The 12,990-nt window shown below is 37.3% G+C and carries 10 protein-coding genes; 6 read left to right on the forward strand and 4 right to left on the reverse strand.

Translation table 11 applies throughout. From position 1 onward, the window contains the following. Positions 1-31 precede the first annotated feature (31 nt). Positions 32-1,273 carry an integrase arm-type DNA-binding domain-containing protein gene (locus I6E80_RS06720; RefSeq protein WP_331459329.1) on the reverse strand — a complete coding sequence of 414 codons (1,242 nt, stop codon included), beginning with the start codon at positions 1,271-1,273 and terminating at the stop codon, positions 32-34. Between the two features lie 459 nt (positions 1,274-1,732). Here I6E80_RS06720 and I6E80_RS06725 point away from each other — a divergent pair, with 459 nt between their 5' ends. The 3 genes from I6E80_RS06725 (at position 1,733) to I6E80_RS06735 (ending at position 6,330) form a co-directional block, all read left to right on the forward strand. Further along, the gene (locus tag I6E80_RS06725; RefSeq protein WP_197185146.1) at positions 1,733-3,391 is read left to right on the forward strand and encodes an Hsp70 family protein; all 1,659 of its coding nucleotides are present in this window, start codon (positions 1,733-1,735) and stop codon (positions 3,389-3,391) included. Positions 3,392-3,479: 88 nt separating this feature from the next. Further along, positions 3,480-5,591: a CDC27 family protein gene (locus I6E80_RS06730; protein ID WP_197185147.1), complete on the forward strand. Its 2,112-nt coding sequence runs from the start codon at positions 3,480-3,482 to the stop codon at positions 5,589-5,591. Further along, a complete protein-coding gene (locus I6E80_RS06735) occupies positions 5,575-6,330 on the forward strand; it encodes a DUF1266 domain-containing protein (protein ID WP_197185148.1) in 756 nt (251 codons plus the stop codon). Before I6E80_RS06730 ends, I6E80_RS06735 begins: the two co-directional genes overlap by 17 nt. Positions 6,331-6,403: 73 nt before the next feature. On the opposite strand, the gene I6E80_RS06740 is transcribed toward I6E80_RS06735, so the two are convergent. Next, on the reverse strand, positions 6,404-6,652 hold the full coding sequence (locus I6E80_RS06740; RefSeq protein ID WP_024600470.1) for a hypothetical protein: 249 nt from the start codon (positions 6,650-6,652) through the stop codon (positions 6,404-6,406). 92 nt (positions 6,653-6,744) lie between these two features. Further along, entirely contained in the window at positions 6,745-8,343 is a 1,599-nt protein-coding gene (locus I6E80_RS06745; protein WP_231616737.1) for a cyanophycinase, read from the reverse strand. Between the two features lie 305 nt (positions 8,344-8,648). Here I6E80_RS06745 and I6E80_RS06750 point away from each other — a divergent pair, with 305 nt between their 5' ends. The 3 genes from I6E80_RS06750 to I6E80_RS06760 all read left to right on the forward strand — a co-directional run bounded on the left by I6E80_RS06750 (position 8,649) and on the right by I6E80_RS06760 (position 10,647). After that, positions 8,649-9,236 (forward strand): hypothetical protein, encoded by a 588-nt coding sequence (locus tag I6E80_RS06750; protein WP_024600468.1) that lies wholly within the window; start codon positions 8,649-8,651, stop codon positions 9,234-9,236. 96 nt (positions 9,237-9,332) lie between these two features. Then, the gene (locus I6E80_RS06755; protein WP_197185150.1) at positions 9,333-10,247 is read left to right on the forward strand and encodes a zinc dependent phospholipase C family protein; all 915 of its coding nucleotides are present in this window, start codon (positions 9,333-9,335) and stop codon (positions 10,245-10,247) included. 1 nt (position 10,248) lies between these two features. Next, entirely contained in the window at positions 10,249-10,647 is a 399-nt protein-coding gene (locus tag I6E80_RS06760) for a hypothetical protein (protein WP_197185151.1), read from the forward strand. Positions 10,648-10,670: 23 nt separating this feature from the next. Here I6E80_RS06760 and I6E80_RS06765 read toward each other — a convergent pair whose 3' ends face one another. Next, entirely contained in the window at positions 10,671-12,941 is a 2,271-nt protein-coding gene (locus I6E80_RS06765) for a bifunctional diguanylate cyclase/phosphodiesterase (protein WP_197185152.1), read from the reverse strand. Positions 12,942-12,990: the final 49 nt, after the last annotated feature.

The raw sequence follows: 12,990 nt of genomic DNA on the forward strand, positions 1-12,990 counted from the left end.
ATAACATTTCTTTCTTAATGGGTGGCCAAAATCACTGTACCACTACACAATGCCTTAAATGGGCTTTACGCTCTAAAGTTTTGTTAGTGCGTTCTGATTTGAATATTAAGCCATGTTTAGCCTGTTCTTGTTGTGCTGCCCAGCTATCGAATACATGCTTTAACTCTCCAGTAACAGGAAATTTAATCTTTCGGCTGTTCTCTGCTTTTTTAGTTTTACTAGGTGTGAAAATAAGTGTGGTTTGGTCGTTGAATTGATTAAACAGTAAGTTTTCCCATTTTAAAGCGTATATGTCAGATGGGCGCATACCCGTTAAACGTGCAATATGGCAAAAAGGAATAAACCAGTGTGGGTAAGTTAAGTTATCTAAATTAATAAGGTGGCTTTTGCCGTGGGCTATGCTTGAGCGCCTCTGACGTTTTAACTTTTCAGTGTAAAGAGCTAAACCTGTGTTTATTTGCTGTTTAACCTCTTGGCTGAATATATCGCGCTGGTGGCTTAGCTTCTCATTATGCGCCTCTAGCTCATCTTGCTCTTTAATGGTTAAAGCTGGCAAAGTAATGCTTTTAATTGGATTAACTTTAAGAATAGGCTCACTTACACCTTTTAATGGTTGAGCAGCATAATTAAGCATAGCTTTGAACGCGCCAAAATCGCGAACTAAGGTAGAGCGCTTTATGCCTTTAGCCCTGCGTTTGTTATACCACTGTAAAATATCAGCGCTATTTAGCTTATCCATTTCACGGTTAAACAAGTGATCAAAATTATGTTTAATTACTTTTAATGTACCTGCGCCATACCGGTAGTTATCTAATTTATGCGGGGTATAGATTGCCTCAAAAAACTCACCTACTTTTAAATATACATTGGCTGCTTTTAGCTGTTCTTCTTCGCGTTGTGATTGCGCTAAGCCTTCTTTGTATGAAAGCGGATCGATGCCCTCTCTTAATTTAGCCTTCCATGAAATAGCCTCCGCTGCCGCTTGGCTTGGTTTTATGTTCGCGTCTGCTATTGTGGCTGTTCTTCGCTTTCCAAGTAAGTCGGTGTAACGCAATCGCCATGCGCCACCCTGAGAAAGCTTAAGATAGAAAAACCCTGAAATTTTGTCGCATCCTAACTGTTGTCGCGGTTTTGCACTTTTTTTAAATGTCGATAGTTTAGCTTGTGTTATTGAAGTTAAATCTGCAATATTGAACCCGAGCGTGTAGCCAATGTGTAGCCAGTGTAACTTGATTTTTAGAAACTTGCTGAAATCACGAGAAGCTAAAATCAATTATAAACAAGGGTTTAAGATTGAATTTAACTTTAAATACAACAGCTAAAACCGTCATGGGGTGGCAGGGGTCGAGAGTTCAAATCTCTCCATACCGACCAATTAATTCCTTTAAAAATAACAATCTTCGTTAATCTAAACCTAACCATCAGTAAACTTTACTTCCAGCAATTCGATAATACTCTATATCTAGATCCATATTTTTTTGTTATCAACCTTAATACTAATCTGCTTGCACCTCCCCAATATGTATTCTTTTAAAGACCTCTTTGCTCTCATCAAGAACCGCTACCTATTTTAATAAAATAAAGTTAAGCGTATAATTTTCAATCAGATATTAATAATAGGTTTTTAATTAAACTGTATAATTACGTCGGTGCAAAACTAAGTTGAATTTAAGGCTCTGTATTAAGTAACTTAGCATAGCGATGATTTAAGTCATTCAGTAAGGGAAATAAAATGAAAATAGGGATAGATCTCGGTACAACTCATAGCGTAGTGGGAATATGGCAAGATAACGCGGTTAAGTTGATTCCGGATATGGAGGGTAATGTGCTCGTTCCTTCAATTGTTGGCTTGTCAGAAGACAATTATATTCTTGTAGGCCAAGCCGCTAGGGATCGATTAGCAACCCACCCCGCACACACAATTTGTGAATTTAAACGTTTTATGGGCACTGATAAAACCTTTTCATTGGGCGAGCAAGATTATAGCGCAACTGAACTATCAGCCATTTTATTAAAAAGCCTTAAAGAGCAAGCCGAACATTATTTACAAGAGCCTATTACTGAAGCCGTTATTTCGGTACCTGCCTATTTTAACAATAAACAACGCCAAGCAACGCAACAAGCGGCTTTACTTGCAGGCCTTAAAGTTGAGCGATTACTTAATGAACCCACAGCCGCAGCACTCGCTTATGGGCTCGATAATAAAGACTGTGAGCAAACTTACTTAGTACTGGACCTTGGTGGCGGTACATTTGATGTGTCGGTTATTGAGGTATTTAACGACATATTTGAAATACACGCCTCATCGGGTGATAACTACTTAGGCGGTAACGACTTTACGAACGTTATTGAAGAAGATATTTATAAGAAAAACGATTTGTACAAAGGTTTTTTCTCAGATAGTGAACTACGTAATATTTGGTCGTTGTGCGAGCGTTTAAAGTGCCAATTAACTAACGATTCAACAGCCAGCTTTAATTTTGAATATAAAGAAAAAATGTATTCATATACCCTCACTCTGGAAGATTATCGTACATTGTGTAGCGAGTTAATTGAGCGAATTAAGTTTCCTATTAACCGTGCGATGTCTGACGCTGACTTAACACTTGAAGACGTTGATGGACTTATTCTTGTTGGCGGCGCCACGCGTATGCCTATTTTTCAACAGCAAATTAGCCGTGTGTTTTCACGTATACCGCAAACTCAATATAACCCTGACCATGCTATCGCTACTGGTGCTGCAATTCAGGCAGGTATGAGCGCACGTGCTAAAGAATTGAAAGACGTAATAATGACTGATGTTTGCCCATTCACTTTAGGCGTGGAGGTAAACAACAAACATGGTCAGTCTGAGTTTTTGCCTATTATAGAACGTAACGCGACGATTCCTGTAAGCGAAACTCGTTCTGTTTATTCAGCTCACCCTGAACAAGAAAAAGTACTCATTAAAATTTATCAGGGTGAACATTATCTCCCTAAAGATAATGTGTTTTTAGGCGATTTAGAAATAAATCTTGAGCCGTTAAATATAATACAAGAGTTATATTTAACATATACCTACGATCTTAATGGTGTACTTGAGGTTGAAGTAACTAATGTTGCAAGTGACAAAAAATACCGCACTTATGTAGGCGAAAATGAAGAAAGCTTGAGTGAAAGTGAGTTACGTGAACGTTTTTCACGACTTAACGCACTTAAGGTTTTGCCTAAAGACAAACTTGTAAATACTGCATTTAAAGCAAAGTTAGAGCGTTTATTCCAAGAAAATTTAGGCGATAAAAGGCGAGAGATTGGCGAGGCGACTGGTCAATTTATGGAAGTGTTAGAAACACACGATAACCACAAAATAGAGCGTATGATCGAAAATATAAAGCGCTATCTTAGTTATTAAAATTAGCTATTAAAGTTAGTTATTAAAGTTAACTAATAAAAAATAGTTTCAGTTAAAAAATTACATGCATTAAATAAAGAGTGAAGTAATGAACCATTGGAAAATATTAGGCATTGAAGCCACAACAGATAAACGCCTTATTAAACTCGCTTATACAGAGATTCTAAAAAAAACATCGCCAACAGAGTTTCCCGAAGAGTTTAAAGATTTACGAAAAGCATATGAGTTAGCTATTAAAGAGGCTAAACGACCTGCTAAAAATGAAGACACAGCACCCAATCAAGTATTTGAAGATGAGCACGAAAAAAAAGGCGTTGTTGACGAGTCATTTTTTGATGAAGAAGAGCCCTCTCCCGCACCTACAGAAGCTGAAATAGTTAAGCCTCAACCTATCGAGTTAAATTGTGTTCGCTCTATTTCAGAGCTGCAAGCAGCACTCAATGAATTATATTGTAATGTGTTATCTCGCAGCGATGTTGAACAATGGAAGTTATTATTTTCGTCGCCATTATTTTGGGATGTCGATCAAAGTCAGCAAGTCTCATTTACTTTAATTGATTTCTTTTCAGAGAATTACTTTTTATCTGCCACGGTATTTAAATTTTTAGATGAGAGTATGAAAATCTCTAGTGAGTTAGTAACCAATAAAAATAATCACTACCGTGAACTTGCTATTGCACTGCATCATTATATTCAGAGCCTACCACTGCGAATCGATGCCCTATCTAACATTGATCACAATATTAGCTTTGAACAACTGCAGCAGCATCTTCAGTTACGTAACTTAATAGAAGAGCAATGTATATATTCTAAGCTTACAGCTGAGCAGCTAATTACGCTTATGCAGCGAATTAATTTGGTATTTTATAATGACGAGTCACTTTATCTTTATGTTGCTAACTATTTATGGACATTGGGTGCATATACAGAAATTAGTAAGTTACTTGCCTCATTGCCAGAGCCTACAGATGCAAGCATAGATCAGCTGCGAGATTTACAAGCACACGCAGAATTTAAGCTTAAAAACTATGATATAGCACTCACTATTTATCTTGCGCAGCGAGAACTTATGAAAAGTTTTTATGCGATGAATATGACTAAAGAGATTGGTCTGTGTTATTTGCACCTTAAAAATTATGAAAAAGCATATACGTATTTAAACTCTTATTTTTATACTAGCCCTGAGGATATAGACCTTCGCTCTGCTTTGATTATCGCCCGTCGATACTACATAAAAGATCTTAAAAAAAATGAGGAAAGTAACGCTCTTAAAATAGCGACGTTACAATTTGAAAATGGTCGCTACAAAGATGCTTTAATAACGACTCAAACATACCCTCTAATTTTTCACGCTGATTGCAATTATTTACAGGCTTTATGCCTTGCTAAGCTAGAACGCTTAGATGAAGCATTTGACGTTTTTATCGCCTTTATGAATCTACATTTACAAAAACAGATAGATCCTTGGCCACTACTGGTTGATTTATTTATATATTGCCCAGACTCAATTGATTTCAATTTGATAATGGAAACTATCGCAAAAAAAATACAACCATCTCCTAACAAGTTTTATAAAACCCCTCGCGTGCTAGGCTCTGTACAAGAGAATATATACTCACAATTAGAACTCAAAACATTAGATCTTCCAGCGACTGATCATGATGGAAAACCCAATAAACCCAAGGGTTACGCCCTCTATGCTGATTTAGACTATAAACAGCAATATGCTTGGGCAATGCTACATGCGTTAATGGCTAAATTGGCAAACTTCGAAGATAAAGCGATTGTGAAGCAAATAAAACAAGCCGCTATTTATGCGATTAAGCAAGCTATGCCAAAAATCACACACCAACCAAGTTGGAGCTTAAAGTTTCTTCACATAGCTTTTGATATAGATGATTTTGATACCTGTATTAAGCTCGCAAACATCACGATGAGCGAGTTTTCTAATTTACCACAAACCTACTATTACAAAGGGCGATCGCTAGCTGCCTTAGATCAATATGATGCAGCAATACCCATATTAATATTAGCCGCAGATAAATACGGACATCAGAGGCTTGGGATATACTCACTTGAATTTGCAGTGGAGTGTTGTGAAAAGCTCGTTGAACATGGACAGCCAATGCATCCTAATTACAATGATATATGCCAAAAACTGCAAATAACAAAGGAGATTGTAGATGCACAATCAAAGTGAAGTACCTTATGTAATTGCGGATGATGCGACCTTAAGTTCAGAACAAAAATTATGGCTTATTAGCCTCTCAGGGCACCTTTCAATGCAAAATGGTTATTCATTGAATACCTTAAAGCATCACAATAAAAACTACACTGACGAGTCAGTTGCTAACGGTAATTTAAGTATTTTAGATAATGCTTATGGCGTTACAACAAAAGAAGAATTAATTGAAACTTTAAATGTTTTTAATAACACATCAAATAGCCAAGTTTTCATGAGTTGTATGGCTGAACTCACCAGAAATGATTTATTAGCAAGATACTACATTGAGAATAAATCTACTGCCTATCAAAATACGCCTATAGGTATTATGTCGGACTGGGCAGGAATACATAAATTCTCACTGGCTCGTTGTGGTATTAGAGCTTTTGATATTGGCCGCTATGCTTTTTTATGTCGTTGTGGTGTTAGCGTTAATTTTTTAACCGAAGAAGAAGCATGGCATTACCTTAAGCCTATTGGAAAACTGGCACAAACCTTATTTATTAGCTGGCAAGAGTATGCAACTAGTTATGTAGTTGGTCGGTGTATATGGCAAAAGATTACAACTCAAGAAACGTACAGCGAGCCAAACCCTGACTTTAATTTTAGCCATGATTTATTTGAAAAAATAAATGATACGGCTGCTACATTACAAAGTATATTAGCTGATGACGAGCACCCATGGTGCCAACTAGATTGGGAAATGTACTTTTAATTTCAATATTTTGATTTTATAAATACTTACTGAATAACGCATTTTGCAGTGTCGTTATTCAGTAAAGTTAATGTTAGTGCTTGCGCCCTACACCATTTCGTACCATGTCTTGCCCTGTTTGGAATACGTCTTCTGTAATCATGCGTGCTAAAAGTAGCTTTTGATTATCGTCAAACACAGCAACAAAACGGCTGCCATCTTTGTTATTAGTAGCCATGCCAACACCAGCAACACCTTTAAGTCCAAAGCCACCGTTTTCTACATCTATTAAAAAGCTTTCTAGTGCGGCTAAAGTATCAATTACGTCATTTTCATTATTCATTTTAAAACTCTTTTAGTAAGGCTTTTAAATCATTATGGTGGCTATTTTATAGAGAAGAGCCAAAAACTTAAACCCTTGGCTCAGGTTAGTCACTAAATCGACTTTATAACTAACTCTAAATTGCTTAGCGCACAACCAAACTCTTTGGCATTTACGCGATGATACTGTGTGTCACTCGTTGCTGTAAGGCTAATTATAAACTCGTCTTGTTGAGCGACCGCACTTTGCTCTTGGCTTAGGCACATAGCTTGAGTAAGTGAGCGAAGCTTTGAATTTGTTAAAATTGAGCCAAAACGCTGCACAGGCAGTGGAGGTATTTTTATAGCCGGTAACGCTTGCTCTATGGTGCGCTCGCTTAGAGTAAACGTGTTATTGGTAATATCAATTACGCTACTAGCAGGCCAGTACGAATAACGATAGTTATTACTATCTTTTTGAGACTTGCCTTGCTCAGTTAAGTGCACTACACCACTTTTACCTATTACGGTCATTAAACTACCTTCTGGCGATTTAATAACAACCAAAGCTGTATTTTCATCAATACCAAAACCATGTTGAATCTCTGCTTTAGTATTTTTCACTTCGTTTTTATTTAGCGCTGCTGCAAGCCTAAATGTACGGTTTTGTTCGCTAAATTGAGTATCTATAACACCAAAATTAAAGCTAGCAAGTCCACCAGCATTAGCATTAGCGTTAGTTTCACTTTTACGAAGAGCCTCAAGGCTTGTCGTATTTTTAAGCATGCCCGTCACTTTACTTTGGATTGATGCGCCCGCGCCTTCACCTACAATTACTGGGCGAGTTTGCAATGCTTGCGTCCACGGGTATGGGTTATTGTTTTGATCAAATAATACTTTGTGAGTTAATGCTGCATTACCGCTATTAAACATTACACCGGTACTATTTTTAATAAGTGATACAAGTGCATTAGTGCCACCTTTGCATAAAGCGTATTCCACCTTTGTGTACTCTGGATAAATCACTTCACGGTTATACACATTCATTAATGTATTTCTGAGAGCGGGTAATTCATCGCACGAGTTACTCGTTATAGCTTTAGCAAGCGCTGGGGTTAGTGCTAACCATTGAGTGCTTATATTTGATTGTGCTAAAAGACTCTGCGCTACATCTGCCGACTCATAAGGGTCGCGGCTCGATGCCGTAATAGCAAGCATAGTGGGTTTTGCGTTATTAACTTTTAAACTGCCCGACACAAATTGTAAAATATTATTAGTCGCGACCTCAATATTAAAATCGGTATTTACTTGCTCTTTTAATCGCTCACCGTTTTTATTAAGTAGCGGCACTTCTAGCATATCTAATACAAAATTGTATTCTTGCTGAGTCAGGCTTTCTAATTGCTGGTTATTTATATCGCGCCATAGCCAGAGTAAATCAGTTTTTGAGACGCTATTAGACGATTTACTTTGTATGGCTTTAAGTGTTTTTAATACAGCCGTTTTTGCCTCAATGTTATTATTAGGCCAGTGCTGCGTGATGTTTTTTATTTGAGAGTCGTTAACCGTATATAAATTATGTGACTTACCATCTATAGCTGCCTCTTTTTGGCAATTATTAAGCTTTGCGCTTGTACAGGTAGTTAGCTCTGAGCCCACTAAAATTAAAGTTTGGCTTTGCTCTTGGGCCACTGAATTTATTGAAAAAGCAGCACTAAATAATGTAACTACCATACTCAACAATTTTGGTTTTTGATTGCGTAAAAATGCACACATCGTAGTGTAAACTCTAATAAATTTATAAAAATAATGTGTTGTAGTTTAACAGCTAGCCACTTGAGCCTAAATATATTTTTATAAGTGTTAAATAATTCAAGCCTCTGAAAAGCGATAGCGTTAATAATTTATCAAAATAAGTTGTTTAGTTTGCATGCTTGCCTTTATAAATATTTACTAAACAAATTTAAACAGAGCATTTATTGATCAAACTCATTGTTTAAATTACGGTGGTGCATTGTTTTATGTAACTAGGGTGAAATATGGACTTTTCTAATGAAGAGGTAAATTTTTTAGCTGAGTTATTCAAACCAAATACAAAGCAAAGCTCTCCTCGCGATCATATACTGACAATGAAAAGCTCAGTTCCTGCTAGCATAGCGCGCCTTCTCACTCATGCTAATTTAACTTTGCTTGCTGAAGTTGCTAATTACCAACTTTGGTTTCCCTTGCAATTAAAAATTGATGAGTTAGGTGTAATTAACCCCACTTTAAGCGCACCAGAAGTAATTGATACAAAGGGCACTCAACGTAGTTGGCGCTGGAGTGAGCTAAATATTAAAAGCCAAGGTTTTAATATTGAATCGATTTCCAGTACGGGCATATTTTTAAAACCATTAAAAAGTGGAGAGAGCTTAAAAAAATTACAGCACATGAGCTTTACCTTACCCAACAAAGAAAGCATATCGATAGATGTAGAACCCGTTAGGCAAAGTAGCCTAGGGATTGCAGCAAAAATAACTCAGATTCATAGCGGGCAAGAGCAATTACGCGCCTATCTGTTTGAAGAACATAAACGTCAATATGCTAAGCTGTACGAAGATGGACAACTAATAGAGCAGTTAATTTAGTCTCTTTTAAACACTCACATGCACTTCACTTAGCTTTATTTAACCCCCTCTCAATGTTAATCTGTACCGCTATTAATAAATCATAAGGATATGACAATGCCAGGTGCTTTTGCGCACATCACTGCCGTTAATATTGCAACGCAAACCAAATCACTCGCTAAAATGGATATGCCTAAAAAGGCAAAACTTATTTTAAGCCAACGCCAAGCATATCTCGAACTAGGTTGTGTAGCCCCCGATTATCCTTACTTAGCTGTAGCGCAGCCTAGCCAAAATGCATGGGCCGACCTAATGCATTATGAGCACACAGGCGATTTACTTAAAGCAATGATTGAATACTGCAAAACACTTGAAGGTGAAGCATTTGAAAAGTGTTTTGCTTGGTTATGCGGTTATATGGCCCATGTTGCTGCGGATATAACAGTGCATCCGGTTGTTGAATTAAGAGTAGGCCCGTATGAGCAAAACCAAACGGCGCACCGTGCCTGCGAAATGAACCAAGATGCATTTATTTGGCAGCGTTTAAATTTAGGTGAGTTAGGTTATGCTGACCGCGTGCAACAAAATATTGGATCTTGTACTAACATAGACGATAATTTTGATACCGATATTGCAAAAATTTGGCAACATGCTTTATTAACTGTTCACCCAAGCTACGCTGCACAACACGCTCCTAACTTTAATTCATGGCATAACGGTTTTCAGCTTGTGGTAAATAATGTTGAAGAAAGCTATCGATTATTTGCCTGTGCACGCCATGTTGCTGCTGATTTAGGTTTGTTTTATCCTCGCCCAAACGAAGTAGACTCCACTTTTATTGAACAACTAAAAACGCCGCACGAGCCTATGCATTACAACGATATTTTTGACTTTGCCGTTAGCAATATTCAGCACTACATAACCATTATTGCCAATGCCGTATTTTTAGATACTGATTGCAGTGCAATTAAAAATTGGAACCTAGATACAGGCTACGATGAACACGAAACGATGACGGTATGGAGCAAATAAAATGAAACACTTACTTTGTATAAGCCTCATAGTATTACTTAGCGGTTGTTACACTTCAGAAAATAACAATCCAGAAGTGATGGCCGACTTAGCCTCGCAATTAAAAGACATTGCTACAGCCGTTGATGGCACATTAAAATTTAGTGAAACATCCTATTCAACAACTGATGAGTTATTAAAAGCTGCTGTTAATAACGATTTAAGCAAACTTGCACCCTTTGGGGAATACACGCTTATTGTAAACGTACAAGATGATAACGCAGTGCTACTCTTATGTGATGCCAATACTGCTTTAATTGAAGATGCAGGCTGTACTGCTCAATCAGATATACAGCATTGGGGAGCTGAGGCTATTCATCAGTGCGAAATAACCATAAACGCCCAACAGCTCTGTAATTAGGTAGTAAAATACCCGCTATATATTTAAAGTTGAGCCGTCATCTCTTTAGCGTTAAACACTAAGCCATGGCGACTAACATGTTCTGCAAAATTTTCGGCTGGCATTGGTTTAGCAAAGTAAAAGCCCTGAAACTCTTTACACCCCATTTGCGTCATTATTGCTACTTGCTCTTGGGTTTCTACTCCTTCGGCTACACACTTAATATCGAGCTCTTCACACATAACGTGCACCGCTTTAACTAAACTTTTTTGACGCGAAGAGCTCGTTACTTGGCTTATTAATGAGCGATCTAACTTGAGCTTGTTAATAGGGTAATCGGCAAGGCGTGCAATATTAGAATAACCCACCCCAAAATCATCGACCGAAATAGTAAAACCCCACGATTGCAGCGTTTGCATAAGCTTTAGCGAATGCGCTTGGTTTGCCTCAAGAGAAGTTTCAGTCAGTTCTAACTCTATTTGAGGTGGCTTTACGTTAAAGTCGGCAAGGTATTTAACCAGTTTTGACATAAAATCGGTTTGGCTAAAATCAATTAGAGATATATTTATTGCCACCGGCACACTAGGTAAACCCGCCTTAGTCCAATCGGCAATTTGAGCGCACACCTTTTGAATAATCAGATCGGTTAACCTACTGACCATTCTGTATTCTTCGGCAATAGGAATAAATACCACTGGCGACACATTACCCAGTATTGGACTGTTCCAACGCGCTAAGGCTTCAAGCCCTATACATTGACCCGTTGCATCTACTTTAGGTTGATAGTGCACCGACAAATCGCTCTGCAGAAGCGCTTCATCTAATAACATTGAAATTTCGTATTTTTCGATAAAAGCTTGTGATTGCTTTTCGTTATAACCACTAAGGGGCATATTACAATTTGCTAGTTTAAGTGCTTCGCATGCATTGCTAAGTACTGTTGTGCTGTTTTTTCCATGATCAGGATACTTTGCAAAACCAAATAAAAATGATTGCTGACACTTAGTGCCAAATACATTATATGTTTTATCTAATGTATTTTTTATTTGCATTAATAGCTTCTCTTCAAGCTCGTTTTGCGAGTTTGCCCCAATTATAAAAGCAAGCTTTCCCACTCCTATATGAGCACACAAAAGAGGCCCATCTGGCATCGCTTTTAAACGCTTATACGCGTTAATAAGTAATGCTTGAGAGTCGGCTTTAGTGAGCTTCAAATTTAAGTATTCACTATTTGCACTTTGCGCAACAACGATATAAAAACCTTTTTGGTATTTGCTTGTTAATCTGTCGCATTGCAGCTCAAACCATTCTCTATTAGGTAGTTTTGTTTGCGAGTCTCTAAAGCGTAAACGTTTATTTTCTTGTTCCATCATCGATAAATTTTGTTTAATGAGCTGCTCTTGCGTGCAATCGTAAAAGTCGTATACACGGTAGTTTGTACTCATTGTTATTTGCTGATAACTGGCTTTAAAATAACTTTTTTTGTACTTCACAATTTTATTTTGAGCATTAGAGTCGTCAAAAACTAAGGCCGGAAATAAATGAGAAAGATTAACGCTCCTTTCTTTTAATTCTTTTTTTATGCCAAACATATCAATAGCATGTTGATTAAAATCAGTAATGACAAGATTTTCGTCAACAATAATTTTGGCTTTATTTGATTCGGTGAACAGGCTTCGATAAAGCTCATTTTTATCTTTAAGGTGTGTATTAGCGCTTATCATTGTTTTGTTTAAACGCTTAGCAGCCACAATTGTGCGCGCCACAGCAAGGGGAATACAAATGTTAAAAAATAAAAATATAAGTCCTGTAATGTATAAGTCAGCATCGGGAAGTTGTTGAGCTATGCCGGTTAAACCCGAGACATCAACGTTATTGATGATCATATAAAAAGGCGCAATATTTAATACGCCATAAGCAAGAGCTGTTCTATAACCAAGTAGCATAAGTGCTATTATCGGGCAAGAATACATATACATAGAGCCCACTTTAGCAAGCTCTAAGTCTGTTAAAAATAAGTTCATTGACACGCTAGCAGCTACAATGGCTATTAAAAGTGCATGAGCGCTAAAGTGATAAAAACGCTTACTTGCTATAAGTAAACCACATGCAGTAGCAAGAAAGCTGCTTGTTAATACAACAATATAAATTAAGTTAAATTCAATAGCGCTTGTGTACGTGTGGCACGCCACAGCAAAACATAACACCATTACTAAAGATAGAATAATGCGCAGTGCACTTATTCGCCAATTAGCAACCTGACCAGGGGCTGAATAATGGTCATTTAATAAAAAGAATCTATTGAAAAAATGCATAATAAACAACAGTTAAAGCTCATTCTTCTATTAGACATTGATAGCTTGT

This window comes from Pseudoalteromonas sp. NSLLW218 (assembly GCF_015864775.1).
Classification (GTDB): Bacteria; Pseudomonadota; Gammaproteobacteria; order Enterobacterales; family Alteromonadaceae; genus Pseudoalteromonas.

Bases quoted from the DNA above. Each gene is read 5' to 3' on its own strand.
- I6E80_RS06725 (WP_197185146.1), top strand. From the start codon at position 1,733: ATGAAAATAGGGATAGATCTCGGTACAACTCATAGCGTAGTGGGAATA.
- I6E80_RS06730 (WP_197185147.1), top strand. From the start codon at position 3,480: ATGAACCATTGGAAAATATTAGGCATTGAAGCCACAACAGATAAACGC.
- I6E80_RS06735 (WP_197185148.1), top strand. From the start codon at position 5,575: ATGCACAATCAAAGTGAAGTACCTTATGTAATTGCGGATGATGCGACC.
- I6E80_RS06740 (WP_024600470.1), bottom strand. From the start codon at position 6,652: ATGAATAATGAAAATGACGTAATTGATACTTTAGCCGCACTAGAAAGC.
- I6E80_RS06745 (WP_231616737.1), bottom strand. From the start codon at position 8,343: ATGGTAGTTACATTATTTAGTGCTGCTTTTTCAATAAATTCAGTGGCC.
- I6E80_RS06750 (WP_024600468.1), top strand. From the start codon at position 8,649: ATGGACTTTTCTAATGAAGAGGTAAATTTTTTAGCTGAGTTATTCAAA.
- I6E80_RS06755 (WP_197185150.1), top strand. From the start codon at position 9,333: ATGCCAGGTGCTTTTGCGCACATCACTGCCGTTAATATTGCAACGCAA.
- I6E80_RS06760 (WP_197185151.1), top strand. From the start codon at position 10,249: ATGAAACACTTACTTTGTATAAGCCTCATAGTATTACTTAGCGGTTGT.
- I6E80_RS06765 (WP_197185152.1), bottom strand. From the start codon at position 12,941: ATGCATTTTTTCAATAGATTCTTTTTATTAAATGACCATTATTCAGCC.